Consider the following 19,654-nt stretch of genomic DNA (forward strand, 5'->3'; position numbering starts at 1 on the left):
TTCGAAGGGACATCACGCTGTCTCCTGTCACTGGTCGGGTTTCGACAACAGGAGACTAAGATGCGAAAATCAAGGTTCCCCACGGGATCTCTTCGGAATTGCTGTGGATTGCTTCCCGGTTTCTGATGAATGGCTGGGAGGCCTCAGCCCAGCAGGAACGCAAGTGTCACGACGGCGGCGAGCACCGCGGCGGCAAGGGCGTCGCGCCAGCCCGGATAGATCGGGTGCGCGGAGATGCGGCCCGCACCTCCCCGTGCCGTGATGGCATCTCCCATCTCGGTCGCGCGGCGCAACGAGACGACCATGGCGGCGGTACACAGATCGACGACTTCCGCACGCCGCGAGGGCTTCTCCGGCTGCGGCGGCTGGAGTCTGCGGGCGGCCGCCAACAGTCGGAACTCTTCGGACAGCATGGGGAACATGCGGAACGCCAGGGAAATGGTGACGGCCCAATCGTCGATGGGCACCCTCAGGATGCGAAGCGGTCGGAACAAAAGGGCCACCGCGGGAGCGATTTCCGCGACCTGTGTGGTCCATGAGATCACGGCTCCGAGGCCGATCAAGACGAGTCCCAGCGATGTGACGCGCAGGAAGTCCAGGAATCCACCCACGCCGAGGGTGGCTGGGCCCAGCCTGAGTTCGGGGGCGCCTCCGTTGACGATGGTGAACAGACTGCCGGCCACCACAAGAAGCCAGACCCCGCGCGGAATGGAGGGGATGCACCGGGGCGAAATCCCGGCGAGTGCCGCGGTAAACAGGATGAGCAGCGCGACAAGCCCGATCGCGATCCACGACGGCATGACGGTCAGCAGTACCGATATCGCGAGTGCGGCGATGAGTTTGGTGCCGGCCCATAGCGCATGAATGGGTGAGGGCCCGGGGACCGGCCGCATCAGCATCAACGGGCGTCGTCGGTTCATGGGGCACTCACCAACTCGCCCTGCTCCAGGCGAATGGTGCGGGGACACAATGGCGACAGACTGTCGGTGTCGTGCGAGATCACGATGACGGCCTGCCCGCTACTGCGGATGCGTACCAACAGATCGATGAGGTCGGCTTGGGCATCGACATCCAAGCCGGCAAGTGGTTCGTCGAGAATCAGCAGGCGCGGCGAGCGGGCCAGCAGGCCGGCCAATGCGACTCGCCGTAACTGCCCGCCGCTGAGCCGATCGATGAGCACCCCACCGATCTTCGGGTCCAGGCTGACCGAGGCCAACGCCCGATCGATGCTGTCGGTATCGGAGGCCGAATACCCGGCGAGCGCCGCCACCGCCGCACCGGCGTGGCCGCGCAGCAGTTGCAATCGTGCCGCCTGGAAGCACAGCGCAACCGCGCCGACCTGTTCCGCGGCGGGGCGGCCATCGAGTAGACACTGGCCCGCTGACGGTTCCAGCAGGCCCGCCATGATCCATGCCAGGGTGGACTTGCCTGAACCGTTGCCGCCGCACAGCAGTATCCCGTCGCCGGCGTGAACCTGGAACGAGACATTTCGCAGCACCGGCTGTGACCATGGCGTCCCGGCCGCGTAGTCGAACGAGACTCCTCGCACATCCAGAATCGTTTCGCCGGAATCGGATTCGATGGGGGAGGGGCGTTCCGTTCCGTCCCGTACCTCGATCCCGCCGAGCGCCACCACGCGGTCGGCAGCGTCTGCCTCCTGCGGGTAGTGGGTGATATGTACCAGTCCAAGGCGGTGGTGGGCCGTGAGTCCGTCGAGCACGTTGATGAGCGTTTGGCGCCCGTCGTGGTCGACCATGGTGGTGACCTCATCGGCGATCAAGAGAGCGGGTTCGCGGGCCAGTGCCGAGGCGACGGCGAGCCGCTGCAGCTCACCGCCGGAGAGTCCGGCGGTGTCCCGATCACTCATCCCGCTCAATCCCACTTCGGCGAGCAGGCTCTCGATGTCGACGGTGCGGTCATACGGCAGTCCCCACACGATGTCGTCGCCCACGCGCAGTCCGAGCACCTGACTCTCCGGGTGCTGTAAGACCAACGCGGTCCCGCCCACCTGGCCCAGTCCCACCCCGGCGGGACGTTCGATGGTTCCGGTGGTGGGAGGGACGCCCGCGAGGATGCGCATGAGGGTGGACTTGCCGGTGCCGTTGGCGCCGGTTACCGCGATGTGTTCACCGATGTCGACCCGCATCGTCACCGGTGCCAGTGCATCTCGATCTGCCCCGGCGTATCGATAGCCGACCTCGGTGAGCACAGTGGGCAGCGGCCCGGGTGGGGTGCTTTCGTGTGGCGGGGGCAACATGCCTACCGAGGCCAGGTCGGTCACTTCCGCGAGCCTGCGCAGTACCGGCGTCATCACCCGCCACCCGAACGATGTTCCGAAGATGACGATGAGCCACACCGACACGCCAAAGAACCACGGCCAGTGTGCAAGCCAGCCCGCAACGGCGTGGTCCAGCCCGGCCGCGGCCTGTCCGAGAAGCGGCACTCCGTGCAACAGCGTGGCGAATCCGCCGACATTGGCGGCCACCGCGCCGAGAACAACCTCGCGAAGACCCCGCAGGGCCGCGAACACCCCGACGCAGAAGGCCGAGACCAGCACACCCCACAGCGCTGCGACCACGAACATTGTTGCGGCACCACGATTCCGGCGTCTCACCTGACCGGAAATCGCGCCCATGTACGCGCATGTCAACGCCGACACCAGGCCGCCGAATCCGGCGATCAGAAAGCTGATGAGGCCCGCGGCCACACACGCGGCCAGCGCCACCCGGATGCGGTGGCGGTAACACAGCACTCCCATCGGCACTGCCCCCAGCCAAGCGAACACCACCGCGCCGGGTAGCACGATGGAGACGACGGCGATGGCGCCCATGAGGGCAGCCGTCATCGCGGCCTGGGCCAACTCCGCTGGTTGCATGCGATGGGATTGCACTGGGACCGATTAGAGCATGGCTAACCCGGCCCCGTGATTCGCGTCCACGTAAACTCGCGCGGTGACTCATGACGCCTACCTCGTCGGCCTCCGCCTTGCCGGACGCAAAGTTGTAGTCGTCGGCGCCGGATCCGTCGCGCAGCGGCGCCTCGGCCTGTTGATCGCCAGCGGAGCTGATGTCCACGTGATCGCCCCCGACGCGACCCCGGCCGTCGAAGGCATGGCCTCGATCACTCTCAATCTGCGGCCGTACCAGGACGGAGACCTCGAAAACGCCTGGTACGCCATCGCCTGCACCGATGATCCGGCTGTCAACGCCGCCGTGGTGGACGAAGCCGAGCGGCGCCGCATCTTCTGCGTGCGCGCAGATTCCGCCAGGGACGGTACGGCCGTCACGCCGGCCTCCTTCAATCACGACGGCATCGCAGTCGGTGTTCTGACTGGCGGCCAGCACAAGCGATCGGCGGCGCTGCGGTCGGCAATCCATGAGGCACTGCAACGCGGGCTCATCGACGACAGGGGTGAGGATCGCGTCAAGCCGCACGGTGTCGCGCTCGTCGGTGGGGGACCGGGTGATCCTGATCTCATTACCGTCCGCGGCCGCAGGCTTCTGGCGCAGGCGGATGTGGTCGTCGCCGACCGGCTCGCTCCCGCCGAGCTACTCGCCGATCTGGGGCCTCATGTCGAGGTGATCGACGCCGCGAAGATCCCCTACGGGCGCGCGATGGCGCAGCAGGAGATCAACCGAGTGCTCGTCGAACGGGCGCAAGAGGGCAAGTTCGTCGTGCGCCTGAAGGGCGGGGACCCGTTTGTCTTCGCCCGTGGCTACGAGGAAGTGCTGGCCTGTGCCGAGGCTGGCGTTCAGGTGACCGTCGTACCCGGCGTGACCAGCGCAATCTCTGTTCCGGCGGCGGCCGGGGTGCCCGTCACCCATCGCGCGGTCAACCATGAATTCGTCGTCGTCAGCGGGCACGTCGCACCAGGGCATCCGGAATCGTTAGTCAATTGGGATGCACTTGCTGCCTTGAAGGGAACCCTCGTGCTGTTGATGGCGGTCGAGCGCATCGAGCAGTTTGCGAAGGTTCTTATCGATGGTGGCCGACCTGCGGATACCCCGGTACTGGTGGTGCAACACGGCACTACCGATGAGCAACGCGTGCTGCGGGCGGACCTCACGACCGCGCCAGAGCGTATTCGTTCGCAGGGCATTAGGCCGCCCGCGATCATCGTTATAGGCCCCGTTGCTGCCTACGGAGTCCCTCTGGCGTGAGTTTGTGACCTAAGGGCACGTTAAGAGGACGGTAAGGTGTCCTCCATGCCTGCCCTCAGCGTCGAGCAGCTCACTCAAAAGGCGCGAGAATTCCTGCCTTCGCGGCACTATCTGTACGCCGTCATCGCAATCGCCGGTATGCAGTTCCTGGCCACCATGGACGGCACCATCGCGGTGGTCACGCTGCCCAAGATTCAAGCCGAGTTGCACCTCAACGATGCCACCCGAAGCTGGGTGATCACTGCCTACATGCTGTCCTTCGGCGGGCTCATGCTGCTTGGTGGACGCCTCGGTGACACCTTCGGCCGCAAGCGAGTGTTCATCGGCGGCATCGCCTTGTTCACCCTCGCGTCCATCGGCGTGGGCCTTGCGCAGGAAGACATCGGACTGGCCATTTTCCGTCTCATCCAGGGTGTGGGTGCGGCCGTCGCGTCGCCCACCGCGCTGGCACTGATCGCGACCACCTTCCCCAAGGGGCCACTGCGTACCGCCGCTGTCGGGGTGTTCGGCGCCATGACGGGGGTGGGCTCCATCGCCGGACTCATCGTCGGCGGCGCGCTGGCCGAGGTGTCGTGGCGGCTGGCCTTCCTGATCAACGTGCCGGCGGGCGCGCTGATGATCTACCTGGCTGTGCGGTCGCTGACCGAGACGGAACGTGAACCCATGAAGCTGGATGTGGCGGGTTCCGTGCTTGCCACGCTGGGCTGTACGGCGGCGGTGTTCGGATTCACGCAGGGTCCTGACCGCGGTTGGGACTCCCCGTACACGATTGTGTCGCTGATCGCGGCCGCCGTGCTGCTGATCGCGTTCCTCTACGTGGAACGCACCGCGGAGAACCCGGTGCTGCCATTCAGTCTGTTCACGGACCGCAATCGGGTCGCGACATTTGCGGCGATCTTCATGGCCGGCGGGGTGCTGTTCACCCTCACCATCACCATCGGCCTGTACATGCAGGACCTCATGAAATACAGCCCGCTGCGGACCGGAATCTCAGCCATTCCGTTCGTCGTCGGCATGGGAATCGGCTTGGCGCTGTCCTCCCAACTTGTCACGCGCATGGCGCCGCGGGTGCTGATCCTGTGCGGTGGGGTGGTCGTGTTCGGGGCGATGCTTTACGGCTCGACGATCGACCGCACCATCGCGTACTTCCCGGATTTCTCGACGGCCATCTTCGTCGGCGGACTGGGCATCGGCACCATCGTGGTGCCGGTGATCTTGTCGGCCATCACCGGAGTAGATGCCGACCGCATCGGGCCGCTGTCCGCCATCTCCCTCATGTTGCAAAACCTGGGCGGGCCAATCGTTCTGGTGATCATCCAGGCGATCATCACCTCGCGGACGTTGTACTTGGGCGGGGCCAAGGGCCCCGTGCAGAACATGAACCAGGCGCAGCTCCACGCCCTCGACCACGGCTACACCTACGGCATGCTCTGGATTGCCGGAACGGCCGTGCTGGTAGGCGTGGCAGCTCTGTTCATCACCTACAGCGCGGCCGATGTGGCGCACGCACAGAAGGCGCAGGCCGCGCACGACCAGGGCCTGGACGAAGAGCAGCCGGCCTAGCAGTCCTGCGGGGTGTCGTCTCCGGCGCGAAACAGCAGCCCGTTGGTGATGGGAATGCCGTCGTTGACGGTGATGTGGCAGGACATCCGGAAGACGCTGGGGGGACCGACCGCGGTGACTCGCAGGACGGGCCGCGCGCCGTCGAGCTTCACGGTGCGCTCCCAGTAGTACCCGGCGAAGGTGTGCCCGGATTCCTCGCGGAGCTGACCGCCATCCTGATACTGGACGGTGAAGTCGGCATTACCGATTCCGATGGCCGACAGCGAGTATTTGACGGTGGCCGGGGCCGCGTCGGCCGGTACCGCGAATCCCAGACCAACTACCGCCACCGCCGGAATGACCGCCCACGCACGCATGCGGTTGATGCTAGCCGGAGGCCCCGACGGCACGCCGATATGCTGTGCAACCGTAACTAACGGTCTTCGCCCGAGAGGCTCAACGAAAATGATCACCCGGCTCTCCGAGCTTTTCGTACGCACACTGCGCGACGACCCGGCCGATGCTGAGGTTCCCAGCCACAAGCTGCTGATCCGCGCGGGGTATGTGCGACCCATCGCGCCCGGTATCTACAGCTGGCTGCCGCTCGGCCTTCGGGTACTCCGCAAGATCGAGAACATCGTCCGCGAAGAGATGAATGCCATTGGCGGCCAGGAGATCCTGCTGCCCGCTCTGCTTCCGCGCGCACCGTATGAGACCACGAACCGATGGACCGAGTACGGCGATTCGCTGTTCCGGCTCAAGGATCGGCGCGATAACGACATGATGCTCGGCCCCACCCATGAGGAGCTCTTCGCGCTCACCGTGAAGGGGGAGTACAGCTCCTACAAGGATTTCCCGGTCATCCTCTACCAGGTTCAGACTAAGTACCGGGACGAGGCGCGTCCGCGCGCGGGCATTCTGCGTGGGCGCGAATTCGTCATGAAGGACTCGTACTCCTTCGACACCTCCGATGACGGACTCAAGACGGCCTATCGCGCACACCGCGAGGCATACCAACGGATCTTCGGCCGACTGGGCCTGGACTATGTGATTGTGGCCGCCACCTCCGGAGCCATGGGCGGTAGCGCATCCGAGGAGTTCCTCGCCGAAAGCCCCACCGGGGAAGACACTTTCGTGCGATGCGTGGAATCTGGATATGCCGCCAACGTCGAGGCGGTCGTCACACCGGCACCGCCGGCGCGGTCCGTCGAGGGACTTGCCGAAGCCGTGGTGCATGAGACGGGTGACACTCCGACCATCGCGACACTGGTGGACTGGGCGAACTCCGCCGATCTCGGCAGGTCCGTGACGGCGGCCGACACCCTCAAGAACATTCTGCTGAAGGTGCGCCAGCCCGGTGGTGAGTGGGAACTGCTCGCCGTCGGGGTGCCCGGTGATCGCGAGGTTGACGACAAGCGCCTCGGTGCCGCGCTGGAACCCGCCGAGTACGAGCTGCTCGGTGACGCGGACTTCGCCAAGTATCCGTTCCTGGTGCGCGGCTATATCGGACCGAAGGGATTGATCGCCAACGGCGTTCGCTACCTGGTCGATCCCCGGGTCGTGGAGGGCACCAGCTGGATCACCGGCGCCGATGAACCCGGTAAGCACGTGGTCAACCTCGTCGCCGGTCGCGACTTCACCCCCGATGGAACCATCGAGGCCGCCGAGGTGCGCGATGGCGACCCGTCGCCCGATGGCGCGGGACCGTTGGTGTCGGCGCGTGGCATCGAGATTGGCCACATCTTCCAGTTGGGCCGCAAGTACACCGACGCGTTCACCGTCGATGTGCTCGGCGAGAACGGCAAGCCGGTACGGCTGACCCAGGGTTCCTACGGTGTCGGCGTCTCCCGGCTGGTGGCCGTTGTCGCCGAACAGCAGCACGACGAGCTGGGACTGCGGTGGCCGTCGGCGGTGTCTCCGTTCGACGTGCACGTGGTCATCGCGAACAAGGACGATGCCGCACGCGCGGGTGCCGAGGAGCTTGCCGCCGACCTGGATCGGCGGGGACACGAGGTGCTGCTCGACGATCGGACCGCTTCGCCGGGGGTGAAGTTCAAGGACGCTGAACTGCTCGGTGTGCCCTGGATTGTGGTTGTCGGCCGCGGTTGGGCCGACGGGACCGTTGAGCTGCGGAACCGGTTCACCGGAGAGGCGCAGCCTATTGCGGTGGCCGACGCCGTGGCGTCCGTCACACAGGCGATTTCGGCAGGCGATAAGGTATAGCCATGGCGTCTTTTAAGCTTGAACCACTGGTTGAAAGTGATTTCAGCACAAGCGATTTCGTGTATACCTTCTCCGCTCCGCTGGCCAAGGACGCGGCCACGGTGTGGGCCGAACTCAACGGAGAGAGCCCGCTGCATTGGTGCAAGGCCATCAAGAAGATCAGCTGGACGTCGCCGGAGCCGCGTGGCGTGGGCTCCACCCGCACGGCTCAGCTGGTAGTTCCCGGTACGACGCTGTACGAGCGGTTCATCCTCTGGGAGGAGAGTCCGGAGCGATACCGCAACGCGTTCACCGTCGAGACGGCCACCTTCCCGGGTACCAAGCGGTTCGGTGAGTATTACGAGGTGGTGGGTACCGCCACAGGGTCGCTGTTCACCTGGAGCTTCTTCATCGATCCGTCGCTCGGGTTCACGCAGTACCTCAAGCCGGTGATCCGTCGCGGGCTGTCGGGTCTGATGACTGACACCCAGAAACACTTCGCCTAGCGCGTACCCGACGCCGACACGCCGTTTTCTGTCCCGGTTCGCGAGTAGCGCGCACAGAACGCGGCGTGTCGAGGCGAGAGGGCTAGGCCTTCTCGGGCCCGCCGGGGAAGGGGACGCTCGCGGGCGTGATGTCTCCGACTGCTCGCCATCGCGCCGCGCGAATTGCGCTTTCGGTCAGCATGCGCACCGCGAAACCACGGTCGTCACTGCTGTCGGCCTGTTCGGCGACGGCGCGCCAGCATGCCGCGGTATCGGTCTCGACCTGCAATGCGAGCTTGATGGCATCGGCAGGCGTGCTCACCGGGAACGGGATTGTGTAGCCGGCGGCGGCCACCGGTGCCGTGACCGACCGGCCACGCAGCTTGGCAATGCTCTCTTCACGGCACTGCCGGTGTTCGATGAGGCATTCGGTCACCAGCCAGTTGTTATCGGGCACCGAGTGCGCCGACACCAGGCCGTACGCGTAGATGGCCGCGTGCTCGTTCGCCAGGGCGCTCGCCAAGGCGGTGTCGTCGGGCGAGGAGGCCTGTTGTGGGGTCGGCTCGGTCGTTGTCACGGCAGGTCCACCTCTGCAGCTGAGGCGCATGCGGCGCTGATTGAGGCCAGCAAGCCGGCACGATATCCGCTCTGTTTGGTTGCCAGGTCCATCGCCGCGTGTGCGGAGTCTTTGAGCTGGTTTTTGACTTGGTCGACCGGTGGAGGTGCCGCGGGCGCGGTGGTTGTGGTGCTGGTAGTGGAACGGACAGTCGCATCGGCCCCGGGGATGCGTTTCAGCTCCTTGGTCAGTGCCGCGACATGAGCGCTGCGAATACCGGCGATCGCGTTCAACGTGGGTGCCAGCTGAGTGTTGGCGCTGGCCGCCGCGGTCGCGGAGGCAGCATCCCGGACCGCCAAGTCGATCTGCGCCTGCAGGTCGTCCACCTCGGGTTTGGTGTCCGGCACCTGCTGGCACGCGGCGGCCACGACGGTGACACCGAGGACGGCGCCGCCGATCAACAGGTCGCGGCGCGACAGGCTTCTGGGCATTCGCCCATCCTGCCAGTGCGCGCGGTTGGCGCATGACAGCCCTCGCCGGGCGTAAGGTGGAGTGCTGGTCAAGACGAGAGTCCGGCTAGTGTGTGCAAGCTGAACCGCCCGACAACTCAAGATGAGGAGCCACAAAACGCCATGGGGCTGCCATCAGACGACCAGGTGATCGAGCTGCTTGCGGCCGAGTTCACCCGGTCCGGCGTCGAGATCGAAAGTGTCTCCGTCAATGAAGAAACCGTTCCCGCCCGCATCACGGTGGTGGTCGACTCGGATTCTCCGGTGGATTTGGACGCAGTCGCCGCACTGAGCCGCACCGCATCGACATTGTTGGACGAGATGGACACCGGCTCGGAGGTTTACGAGCTGGAGGTGACGACACCGGGTGTCGACAGACCGCTGACCACGCCGGCGCATTTCCGCCGTGCACACCTGCGGCTGGCGCAGATTCGCCTGGCCGATGGCGAAGATCTGCTCGGCCGGATCGGCGTCGCGAACGACGACGGGGTGCAGGTGGTACTGCGTAAACCCATCAAGGGAACCGGCTGGACCGTCCGCGATCTTGCGTTCTCCGATATCGAGAGCGCGGTCGTGCAGGTGGAGTTCACCACGCCCAATCCGCAGGAACTCAATCTGGCTGGGGCAGCCGAAACTGGAGGTGGCGCATGAATATCGATCCCGCAGCGGTAAACCTGATGGCTGCCGATAAAGGCATCACGGTCGACGAGGCCATTGACATCATCAAGTCGGCATTGTTGACGGCTTACCGGCACACCGACGGACATGAGCCCAACGCGCGTATCGAAATCGATCGCAAGACGGGCGTGGTTCGTGTGATGGCCCGCGAGACCGACGAGGACGGCAACCTCATCACCGAATGGGATGCCACGCCTGAGGGATTCGGCCGTATCGCGGCCACCACTGCGCGGCAGGTGTTCCAGCAGGGCGTGCGCGACGCCGAGAATGAACACAAGTTCGGCGAGTTCTCCACCCGTGAGGGTGAGGTCGTCGGCGGTGTGATTCAGCGCGACGCCCGGGCCAATGCGCGTGGGCTGGTCGTGGTTCGCATGGGCAGTGAGACCAAGGGATCCGAAGGGGTCATCCCGTCGGCCGAGCAGGTACCGGGCGAGGAGTACCACCACGGAGACCGGTTGCGCTGCTATGTCGTTGGCGTGTCCCGCGGTGCGCGCGAGCCGTTGATCACCTTGTCGCGCACCCATCCGAACCTGGTGCGCAGATTGTTCTCACTGGAGGTTCCGGAGATCAACGACGGCTCGGTGGAGATCATCGCGGTGGCTCGCGAGGCGGGGCACCGGTCCAAGATTGCGGTGGCATCGAAGGTTTCCGGCCTCAACGCCAAGGGGGCCTGCATTGGGCCGATGGGGCAGCGTGTGCGCAATGTGATGAGCGAGCTGTCCGGTGAGAAGATCGACATCATCGATTACGACCCGGATCCGGCCCGATTCGTCGCGAATGCGCTCTCGCCTGCCAAGGTGGTCTCGGTTTCGGTAATCGACGAGGCAGGCAAGGCCGCCCGAGTCATCGTCCCGGATTTCCAACTGTCCCTGGCGATCGGCAAGGAAGGGCAGAACGCCCGGCTTGCCGCGCGACTCACCGGATGGCGCATCGATATCAGGAGTGACGCAGACCCCGAAAACTAGCACCGAGTAGCGGCAGGTACTGACCAAAGTCCCTATCGGCACATAACTTGCATCTCATATACAAGTTATGTGCAACTAACGCGATTCACCGATCTGGGTCTGCGCATCGTCATGCGCCTGGCCGTAGAGGGGCCGAACGCTCAGCTGCACACCGGTGACCTTGCCGCCCAGCTGTGTGTGTCCTATACGCACGCTACGAAAGTCGTTGCGCGGCTATCGGAAATCGGCGCGATCGAATCCGCGCGTGGACGACACGGGGGAGTGTGCATCACCCGAGACGGACTCGATCGTCGGGTGGGATCGCTGGCACGGAAATTGGAGCGCGGCGATGAGGTCATCGACTGCGACGGGGATCCGCCCTGCCCGCTCCGTCAGAGCTGCCGCCTTCGTGACGCGCTTCATTCCGCCCAGGAGGCGTTCTTCACCCACCTCGATCAGTGGACCGTGGCCGAAATAGCCCGTCCAGCAATGGAAAGGAAGTAGTCAAGTGCTATCAGCAGAGTCGCTGGCAGTCATCCGTCAGACGCTCCCCGCAGTGGCGGGCGCGATCGACGAGATCACGCCGTTGTTCTACTCCAAGATGTTCGCGGCGCGTCCGGAGCTGCTCCGCGATCTGTTCAACCGTGGCAATCAGGCGGCGGGGGAGCAGCCGAAGGCGCTGGCGGCATCCATCGCATCGTTCGCCGGAATGGTGCTGGAAGGCAAAGGTGCCCAGTATGATTCAGTGCTCGACAGAATCGCCCACAAACACGTCTCGTTGGGAATCGTTGCGGAGCAATATCAGATCGTCTACGAGCACCTGTTCGCCGCGATCGCCGAGGTGTTAGGGGCGGCGGTGACCGAAGAGGTTGCGAAGGCCTGGACCGAGTTCTACTGGCTGATGGCCGACGAACTGATCACCCGCGAGAAGGCGCTATACGGTGCCGCCGGGGTGGCCCCGGGTGATGTGTGGCAGCAGGTCACCGTGGTGCGCCGTCAACTGGAGTCGGCGGATGTGGCCGGATTTGAGTTGCGCGGAGTGTCGGGTGAATTGCCGAGTTTCCTTCCAGGGCAGTACATATCGGTACAGGTTACGTTGCCGGACGGGGCCAGGCAGATTCGGCAATACAGCCTGTCGCGCGGATCCCGTGAGGGTGACTGGCGCATCGCCGTCAAGAGATTGAACGGCGGCGATACCCCGGCAGGAGAGGTGTCGAACTTCATCTACGACAACGTCTTCGAGGGGCAGCAGCTGAGGGTGTCGTTGCCCACGGGTGAGTTCACGCTCGATGACTCGCAGGACCCGCTGGTTCTGGTATCGGCGGGTATCGGCTGTACTCCGATCATGGGGATGTTGCAAGAACTTGTGGCGACGCAGTCCCCGCGTGAGGTCGTAGTCCTGCACGCGGATCAATCGGCGGCCGCGCATGCCTACCGTCATGAGTTGGCAGATCTCGTGGGCAGGCTGCCCGCCGGCCGTCTGCACACGTGGTACGAACGGGCACATGTGGAGCTTCCGGCTGATGGAATCGGGCGCATGAGCCTGACGCGTCTTCCGATCAACCTCGCGTCCACGGTATTCGTCTGCGGTCCCCGACCGTTCATGTCGGCCATCAACGAGGACCTGGTGTCGCTCGGTATTCCGCAGCACCAGATCAACCACGAGCTATTCGGGCCCTTGGCGTCGGCCGTGGCATGACGCGCGTCGAGGTCCTGACGGCGGCGCTGGCCGCGTTCTGGTTGGGGCTGGTGGTGGCGATTTCGTTCATCGAGGCTCCCCTGAAATTCCGGGCGCCGGGCGTGACGGTTCAGGTGGGGCTCGCGATAGGTCGCCTGGTGTTCGGCGCGCTGAACGCGCTGGAGTGTGTCCTTGCGGTGTCCATGATGCTGCTGATGTCAGTCGGTAGTCCGTCTGCCGGCGAGATCGCCGCGGGTGTCGCGGCGTCCGCCGGTCTCGCGATTCAGTTGCTGGCGGTGCGACCTGCCATGGCGAGGCGGACCAATGCGATCCGCGATGGAGCCGAATACGCGGGGCGTAGCCGTATTCACCTGGTGTACGTCGCGGTCGAGTGCGTCAAGGCGCTGGCGTTGATCGTCGTGGTGACGCTCGTCGCGGCGGGGGTTCAATGACCGGAATACAGCCTTGTTATTCGACGCTGTGGGCCGATTCATAAATTAGGTGCCGCGGACGGTAGACTAAGCCGTGATCCAGCGCGAGACTTCGGCGTTTGCACCTGCCCAAACCGGTAAGCCGGTACGGACATGTGTCGGCTGCCGGGGGCGAGAGCTGGCTGCGGATCTGCTTCGTGTGGTTGCTGCGGATGATCGACACATAGTGGTCGACGTTCGACACAGACTGCCCGGCCGAGGTGCTTGGTTGCATCGGTCAGCGCAGTGCTACCAGCTGGCGGTAAAGCGGCGAGCTTTTGCGCGAGCGCTCCGGATCACCGGAAGCCCAGATACGACCGCGGTCTTCGAACATGTTGAGCAATACCAAGAGATTGGCAACGACAAACAATGAGCACACCGTGAAGCGTCGATGATGATCGTCCATCACAGCTAACACGAGGCACGGCGCCTGAAGCCGCTGCCTCGCAGACAGGAGAGCAGTGGCAGGCAAGGCCCGGGTACACGAGTTAGCTAAAGAACTCGGTGTGACCAGTAAAGAAGTTCTCGCCCGACTGAGCGATCAGGGCGAATTCGTTAAGTCCGCGTCGTCGACGGTGGAAGCCCCCGTCGCGCGGCGTCTACGTGAATCATTTGGCGGCGACAAGTCCGCTCCCGCCGCGTCCAATGGCGCGGCCGCAGAGACGGCAGCTGCTCCCAGGAAGGCCGGTCCCAAGCCGGGCGCCCCGAAGCCGGCGCCGAAGAAGGTTGTGGAACCGGTTGTCGAGGCGCCCCCCGCGCCGGAGCCTGCGGCCGCACCTGCGCCCGCACCCGCTCCCACGCCGGCAGCGGCTGCCGCCCCCAAGCCGACCCCCGCGGCGCAGCCTGCGGCAGAGGCACCCGCGGCCGCACCGACACCCGCACCGGCCCCCCGTCCGGGCGCGACACCCGGCCCCAAGCCGGGAGCTCCCCGAGTGCCGCGTGTGGGCAACAACCCGTTCTCCTCGGCTCAGCCGACTGAGCGTCCGGCGCCTCGTCCGCAGGCACCGCGTCCCGGCGCTCCCCGTCCCGGTGGCGCCTCCCCGAGCAACATGCCGCCGCGTCCGTCGCCCGGATCCATGGGTCCGCGCCCGCCGCGTCCCGGCGGCGGCCCCCGCCCCGGCGGCGGTCCGCGTCCCGGTGGTGCCGGTCGTCCCGGTGGTGGCGGCGGCGGCAACTACCGCGGTGGTGGCGGTACTGGTGCCGGTGCCCCCGCTGGCGGTCCTCCCGGTGCCGGTGCAGCTGGCGGCTTCCGCGGCCGTCCCGGCGGTGGCGGCGGAGGAGGTGGCCGTCCCGGTCAGCGCGGTGGCGCGGCCGGTGCATTCGGTCGTCCCGGCGGCGCCCCGAAGCGTGGTCGCAAGTCGAAGCGGGCGAAACGCGCCGAGTACGAGAACATGCAGGCGCCCGTCGTCGGCGGCGTCCGGTTGCCACATGGCAACGGCGAGGTCATCCGCCTCGCACGTGGCGCGTCGCTGAGTGACTTCGCGGAGAAGATCGACGCCAACCCCGCATCGCTGGTGCAGGCGCTGTTCAACCTCGGCGAGATGGTCACGGCCACCCAGTCTGTGGGTGACGAGACCCTGGAGCTGCTGGGTGGCGAGATGAACTACGTCGTTCAGGTCGTCAGCCCCGAGGACGAGGACCGCGAGCTGCTGGAGTCGTTCGACCTCACCTACGGCGAGGACGAGGGCGGCGAAGAGGATCTGCGGACACGTCCGCCGGTGGTGACCGTCATGGGTCACGTCGACCACGGTAAGACCAGGCTGTTGGACACCATCCGTAAGGCCAACGTCCGCGAGGGCGAGGCCGGTGGCATCACCCAGCACATCGGTGCGTACCAGGTCGCCGTCGAGCATGAGGGCGCCGAACGGCTCATCACCTTCATCGACACCCCCGGTCACGAGGCGTTCACCGCCATGCGTGCCCGTGGTGCGAAGGCCACCGATATCGCGATCCTGGTGGTCGCTGCCGACGACGGCGTCATGCCCCAGACGGTGGAAGCCATCAACCACGCCCAGGCGGCCGATGTGCCGATCGTGGTCGCGGTCAACAAGATCGATAAGGAAGGCGCCGACCCGCAGAAGATTCGCGCTCAGCTCACCGAGTACAACCTGGTGGCCGAGGACTTCGGTGGCGAGACGATGTTCGTCGACATCTCGGCGAAGAACGGCACCAACATCCAAGCGCTGGAGGAGGCAGTACTGCTGACCGCCGATGCGGCGCTGGATCTGCGGGCCAACCCCGATATGGAAGCTCAGGGTGTTGCCATCGAGGCGCATCTGGACCGCGGCCGCGGTCCGGTGGCCACGGTGCTCATCCAGCGCGGCACGCTGCGCGTCGGCGACTCGATTGTCGCCGGTGACGCGTACGGTCGCGTGCGCCGCATGGTCGATGAGCACGGCGAGGATGTCGAAGAGGCATTCCCGTCACGTCCGGTTCAGGTCATCGGATTCACGTCCGTGCCTGGCGCGGGTGACAACCTGCTCGTCGTGGACGAGGACCGCATCGCCCGGCAGATCGCCGACCGGCGCAGCGCGCGCAAGCGCAATGCCTTGGCCGCACGTAGCCGCAAGCGCATCAGCCTGGACGATCTGGATGCCGCGCTGAAGGAAACCAGCCAGCTGAATCTGATCCTCAAGGGCGACAACGCCGGTACGGTCGAGGCTCTGGAAGAGGCGCTGCTGGGTATCGCGATCGACGACGAGGTGCAGTTGCGCGTCATCGACCGTGGTGTCGGTGGTGTGACCGAGACCAACGTCAACCTGGCCTCGGCCTCGGATGCCATCATCATCGGCTTCAACGTGCGGGCCGAGGGCAAGGCGACCGAGCTGGCCAACCGCGAGGGTGTCGACATCCGGTACTACTCGGTGATCTACCAGGCCATCGACGAGATCGAGAGTGCGCTCAAGGGCATGCTCAAGCCGGTCTACGAAGAGGTCGAGCTGGGTCGCGCCGAGATCCGTGCCCTGTTCCGGTCCTCCAAGGTGGGCAACATTGCCGGTTGCCTCGTCACCTCCGGCATCATCCGGCGCAATGCCAAGGCCCGGCTGCTGCGCGACAACATCGTGGTCGCCGAGACGGTCAGCATCTCTTCGCTCAAGCGGGAGAAGGATGACGTCACCGAGGTCCGCGACGGTTACGAGTGCGGTCTTACCTTGACGTACAACGACATCAAGGAAGGCGACGTCATCGAGGCGTACGAGCTTCGGGAGAAGGAACGGGTCTGATGGCTGATCCCGCCCGCGCACGTAGGCTGGCCAAGCGGATCGGAGCCATCGTCGCCTCGGTGATCGAGTACGAGATCAAAGACCCGAGACTGACGATGGTTACGGTCACCGACACCCGGGTGACCAACGATCTGCACGATGCGACCGTGTATTACACCGTGATGGGGCAGACTCTGTCCGAAGAGCCGGACTATGCCGGTGCGGCGGCCGCGCTAGAGAAGGCGAAGGGTGTGCTTCGGACGAAAGTTGGTGCGGGGACCGGTGTGCGCTTCACACCGACCCTGACCTTCGTGCTGGACACCATCGGCGACACGTCCCGGCACATGGAGGAGCTGCTGGACCGGGCGCGGGCAGCCGATGCCGCGCTCGCCGAGGTGCGGCAGGGGGCCGTGCACGCCGGTGACGCCGATCCTTACAAGGTTTCATCTGTCGATGAGACCGCAGACGATGAGGACGATGAGCGCCGTCCCGATTGAGACGGGTGCCGCAGGGGCACGCGTAGACGAGGACGGCGCCGTGGCCCTGCTGGCCAAGGCCAGCAGGGTGGCGATCATCTGCCATGTGCATCCGGATGCCGACACGGTGGGCAGCGGACTAGCGCTTGGACAGGCGTTAGTGGCCAAGGGCGTTGACGTCCAGGTGAGCTTCGGCGAGCCGGCGTCGGCTCCGGAGTCGGTGGGCACACTGCCGGGCGCGGAACTATTGGTCCGACCTCAGGAACTGCGTAGAGATCCCGACCTCGTGGTGACGGTGGACAGCCCCAGCATGCGACGGCTCGGTCAACTTGCCGAGCTGACCGAAGGGTCCGTACCGGTTCTGGTTATCGACCATCACGTGTCCAATGAGCTCTTCGGTACAGCGAACTACGTTGATATCGAAGCGGATTCGACGACGATGATGGTGGCCCAGCTGCTCGACGCCTGGGGGGTGGAGATCACCCGCGAGATGGCGCATTGCCTGTATGCGGGCCTGGTCACCGATAGCGGGTCATTCCGCTGGGCCACTCCGAGGGGGCACCGGCTGGCGGCTCGGCTGCTGGACCTGGGTGCCGACGGTGTGAACATCACCCGCACGTTCATGGATTCGCACCCGTTTGTCTGGCTGCCGATCTTGTCGCGCGTACTGGGCACCGCAGAGCTCGTTCCCGATGCGGTTGGGGGTGCGGGAATGGTGTATGCCGTTGTCACCCACGACGTCTGGTCCCGTGCGCGCACCGAAGAAGTCGAGTCGATAGTCGATATCGTCCGTACCACGACCGAGGCTGAGGTTGCGGTGGTGTTCAAGGAGATCGAGCCGGGGCATTGGTCGGTGTCGATGCGAGCACGGTCCGCGGTGGATCTTTCTGCGGTCGCGGCCACTTTCGGTGGAGGCGGACATCGGCTGGCTGCCGGGTTCTCGGCGAACGGCCCCGTCGACGAAGTGGTGGCGGCGCTGGTTCGCGCCCTTGACTGACGTCCCCGACACGGCGGGAATATCCAGCCTGGCTCGCCGAATCATCGCGCTGGCAGTGCCGGCATTGGGTGTGTTGGCGGCCGAACCGCTGTATCTGCTTTTCGATATCGCCATGGTGGGCCGACTAGGTGCGGTTCCCTTGGCGGGATTGGCCGTTGGGGGACTGGTCCTTGCACTCGTAGGAACACAGCTGACCTTCCTGTCGTACGGCACCACCGCCCGCACGGCACGACTGTTCGGATCCGGTGACCGCCGCGGCGCCGTGCACGAGGGTGTGCAGGCAACCTGGTTGGCACTGCTCATCGGGGTCGCCCTGGTGCTCGTCGTCCATGTGGTGGCGGGGCCGGTGGTGCGATCCATCGCCGCGGCACCCGATGTCGCGGCTCAGGGCCTGGTGTGGGTGCGTATCGCCATTTTCGCGGCACCGGCCATCCTGGTGTCACTCGCGGGCAATGGGTGGATGCGGGGAGTGCAGGATACGGTCAGGCCCCTGCGGTATGTGCTTGCCGGCTTTGCGGTTTCGGCGATGCTGTGCCCGGTGCTGATCTACGGATTGCTGGGTGCGCCCCGGATGGAGGTGGCGGGGTCGGCGGTAGCCAATCTGGTGGGGCAGTGGCTGGCCGCGATCCTGTTCCTGCGTGCCCTGCACGCCGAGCGCGGTCGGCTCCGGATGGATGCTGCGGTGCTGCGCGCGCAGCTGCTGTTGGCGCGCGACCTGCTGGTGCGCAGCCTGGCCTTTCAGGCCTGTTTCATCAGTGCTGCCGCGGTGGCCGCGCGATTCGGGGCCGCGGCGCTGGCGGCACATCAGGTGGTTCTGCAGATGTGGAGTTTCCTTGCGCTGGTTCTCGATTCGCTTGCCATAGCGGCTCAAACCCTCGTCGGTGCCGCACTGGGAGCCGGCCGAGTGTCGGAGGCCAAGTCGGTGGCCCGGCGGGTGGCCACCTTCTCGCTGGGGTTCGCGGTGATGCTGGCTGCTCTGCTGGCCCTCGGTGCTCCGGTGTTGCCGGGGCTCTTTACCTCCGATGCCACTGTGGTGCATCAGATGCGGGTGCCGTGGTGGTTCCTGGTATGCCAGTTGCCGATTTCCGGTCTTGTCTTCGCGCTGGACGGGGTGCTGCTGGGAGCCGCCGACGCGCGATTCATGCGCAACGCCACCATGATCAGCGCGCTGTGTGGATTCCTGCCACTGGTGTGGCTGGCACTGGCCTTCGGGTGGGGGCTCGCCGGAATCTGGTCCGGCCTCACTCTTTTCCTGGTCCTGCGGCTGGTGCTGGTTGGCTGGCGCGCGATGTCGGGACGCTGGGCCGTGCCCGGCACCGGATCCTGATCAGTGGGTCTGCGGATATTGGGGGTACTGGGGCTGCGGGTACCCGGCCGGCGGCGGTGGGTATCCCGCGTGCGGGTACCCCTGGTATGCCGGGGGTAGTGCGGCTAGACGCCGAATCTGCTTGATCTGTCCCATGTTTCCGAAGATGGCGATCCAGTTCATGAGGAGGATGGATAGGAAGCTCCACCAGCCGGCCGCCAGATTGTGGGTCTGTGCGTCGCGGTAGGCGGCCTCGCATTGCTCGAGCGTCCCGGTGATCGCGTAGCTGCGGGTGCTGAACATGATGAGCATCCCGGTGTGTTTGGTCAGCCGTATTTGAAAGTATCTCGGCGCCGCGGCCGGATATTGCTGTGGATACGACACTATTTCTCCCCCTACTCCGATAGCTCATCCGATGATATCGGCGTGTACCCAACGTGCAGCTATG

General features: G+C 65.4%; 19 protein-coding genes and 1 pseudogene. 14 read left to right on the plus strand and 6 right to left on the minus strand.

What is annotated here, in order from left to right; genetic code table 11:
* Positions 1 to 143: 143 nt before the first annotated feature.
* Positions 144 to 920 (minus strand): energy-coupling factor transporter transmembrane component T family protein, encoded by a 777-nt coding sequence (locus tag B4393_RS13175; protein ID WP_078334539.1) that lies wholly within the window; start codon positions 918 to 920, stop codon positions 144 to 146.
* Positions 917 to 2,875 (minus strand): ABC transporter ATP-binding protein, encoded by a 1,959-nt coding sequence (locus B4393_RS13180; protein ID WP_078334540.1) that lies wholly within the window; start codon positions 2,873 to 2,875, stop codon positions 917 to 919. The genes B4393_RS13175 and B4393_RS13180 overlap by 4 nt, the downstream gene beginning before the upstream one ends.
* Positions 2,876 to 2,951: 76 nt before the next feature.
* Here B4393_RS13180 and cobA point away from each other — a divergent pair, with 76 nt between their 5' ends.
* Positions 2,952 to 4,160, plus strand: a complete 1,209-nt coding sequence (cobA, locus tag B4393_RS13185; protein ID WP_078334541.1) for a uroporphyrinogen-III C-methyltransferase — start codon at positions 2,952 to 2,954, stop codon at positions 4,158 to 4,160.
* Positions 4,161 to 4,205: 45 nt separating this feature from the next.
* Positions 4,206 to 5,723, plus strand: a complete 1,518-nt coding sequence (locus tag B4393_RS13190; protein WP_070940196.1) for an MFS transporter — start codon at positions 4,206 to 4,208, stop codon at positions 5,721 to 5,723.
* Here B4393_RS13190 and B4393_RS13195 read toward each other — a convergent pair.
* A complete protein-coding gene (locus tag B4393_RS13195; RefSeq protein WP_078334542.1) occupies positions 5,720 to 6,079 on the minus strand; it encodes a hypothetical protein in 360 nt (119 codons plus the stop codon). The two genes, B4393_RS13190 and B4393_RS13195, sit on opposite strands and share 4 nt — an antisense overlap.
* Positions 6,080 to 6,167: 88 nt before the next feature.
* Between B4393_RS13195 and B4393_RS13200 the strand changes: the two genes are divergently transcribed.
* Together B4393_RS13200 and B4393_RS13205 are read left to right on the plus strand one after the other, a co-directional pair.
* A complete protein-coding gene (locus tag B4393_RS13200) occupies positions 6,168 to 7,925 on the plus strand; it encodes a proline--tRNA ligase (protein WP_078334543.1) in 1,758 nt (585 codons plus the stop codon).
* Positions 7,922 to 8,410, plus strand: a complete 489-nt coding sequence (locus tag B4393_RS13205) for an SRPBCC family protein (RefSeq protein ID WP_078278185.1) — start codon at positions 7,922 to 7,924, stop codon at positions 8,408 to 8,410. Before B4393_RS13200 ends, B4393_RS13205 begins: the two co-directional genes overlap by 4 nt.
* Positions 8,411 to 8,492: 82 nt before the next feature.
* Here B4393_RS13205 and B4393_RS13210 read toward each other — a convergent pair whose 3' ends face one another.
* Positions 8,493 to 8,966, minus strand: coding sequence for a ferritin-like domain-containing protein (locus tag B4393_RS13210; protein ID WP_078334544.1), 474 nt, complete (start codon positions 8,964 to 8,966; stop codon positions 8,493 to 8,495).
* Positions 8,963 to 9,436: a hypothetical protein gene (locus B4393_RS13215; RefSeq protein ID WP_070940191.1), complete on the minus strand. Its 474-nt coding sequence runs from the start codon at positions 9,434 to 9,436 to the stop codon at positions 8,963 to 8,965. Before B4393_RS13215 ends, B4393_RS13210 begins: the two co-directional genes overlap by 4 nt.
* A gap of 141 nt (positions 9,437 to 9,577) precedes the next feature.
* Here B4393_RS13215 and rimP point away from each other — a divergent pair, with 141 nt between their 5' ends.
* From rimP to B4393_RS13265, 10 genes and pseudogenes are all read left to right on the plus strand, one after another.
* On the plus strand, positions 9,578 to 10,105 hold the full coding sequence (rimP, locus tag B4393_RS13220; protein ID WP_078334545.1) for a ribosome maturation factor RimP: 528 nt from the start codon (positions 9,578 to 9,580) through the stop codon (positions 10,103 to 10,105).
* A complete protein-coding gene (gene nusA / locus B4393_RS13225; RefSeq protein WP_070940189.1) occupies positions 10,102 to 11,097 on the plus strand; it encodes a transcription termination factor NusA in 996 nt (331 codons plus the stop codon). The genes rimP and nusA overlap by 4 nt, the downstream gene beginning before the upstream one ends.
* 69 nt (positions 11,098 to 11,166) lie before the next feature.
* A complete protein-coding gene (locus B4393_RS13230; RefSeq protein ID WP_078278181.1) occupies positions 11,167 to 11,580 on the plus strand; it encodes an RrF2 family transcriptional regulator in 414 nt (137 codons plus the stop codon).
* Positions 11,581 to 11,584: 4 nt separating this feature from the next.
* On the plus strand, positions 11,585 to 12,775 hold the full coding sequence (locus B4393_RS13235) for a globin domain-containing protein (RefSeq protein WP_078334546.1): 1,191 nt from the start codon (positions 11,585 to 11,587) through the stop codon (positions 12,773 to 12,775).
* Positions 12,772 to 13,206 (plus strand): hypothetical protein, encoded by a 435-nt coding sequence (locus tag B4393_RS13240; RefSeq protein ID WP_078334547.1) that lies wholly within the window; start codon positions 12,772 to 12,774, stop codon positions 13,204 to 13,206. Before B4393_RS13235 ends, B4393_RS13240 begins: the two co-directional genes overlap by 4 nt.
* A 178-nt stretch (positions 13,207 to 13,384) precedes the next feature.
* A pseudogene (locus B4393_RS28070) lies at positions 13,385 to 13,495 on the plus strand (DUF448 domain-containing protein); the annotation flags it as partial.
* 190 nt (positions 13,496 to 13,685) lie between these two features.
* Entirely contained in the window at positions 13,686 to 16,448 is a 2,763-nt protein-coding gene (infB, locus tag B4393_RS13250) for a translation initiation factor IF-2 (protein ID WP_078334548.1), read from the plus strand.
* Positions 16,448 to 16,924 carry a 30S ribosome-binding factor RbfA gene (rbfA, locus tag B4393_RS13255; protein ID WP_078334549.1) on the plus strand — a complete coding sequence of 159 codons (477 nt, stop codon included), beginning with the start codon at positions 16,448 to 16,450 and terminating at the stop codon, positions 16,922 to 16,924. Before infB ends, rbfA begins: the two co-directional genes overlap by 1 nt.
* Positions 16,905 to 17,900 (plus strand): DHH family phosphoesterase, encoded by a 996-nt coding sequence (locus B4393_RS13260; RefSeq protein ID WP_078334550.1) that lies wholly within the window; start codon positions 16,905 to 16,907, stop codon positions 17,898 to 17,900. Before rbfA ends, B4393_RS13260 begins: the two co-directional genes overlap by 20 nt.
* A gap of 19 nt (positions 17,901 to 17,919) precedes the next feature.
* Positions 17,920 to 19,227: an MATE family efflux transporter gene (locus tag B4393_RS13265; protein WP_413816147.1), complete on the plus strand. Its 1,308-nt coding sequence runs from the start codon at positions 17,920 to 17,922 to the stop codon at positions 19,225 to 19,227.
* Here B4393_RS13265 and B4393_RS13270 read toward each other — a convergent pair whose 3' ends face one another.
* Positions 19,228 to 19,590 (minus strand): hypothetical protein, encoded by a 363-nt coding sequence (locus B4393_RS13270; RefSeq protein WP_078334552.1) that lies wholly within the window; start codon positions 19,588 to 19,590, stop codon positions 19,228 to 19,230.
* Positions 19,591 to 19,654 lie beyond the last annotated feature (64 nt).

The sequence above is a fragment of the Mycobacteroides franklinii genome (genome assembly GCF_002013895.1).
In the GTDB taxonomy this organism is placed as follows: domain Bacteria; phylum Actinomycetota; class Actinomycetes; order Mycobacteriales; family Mycobacteriaceae; genus Mycobacterium; species Mycobacterium franklinii.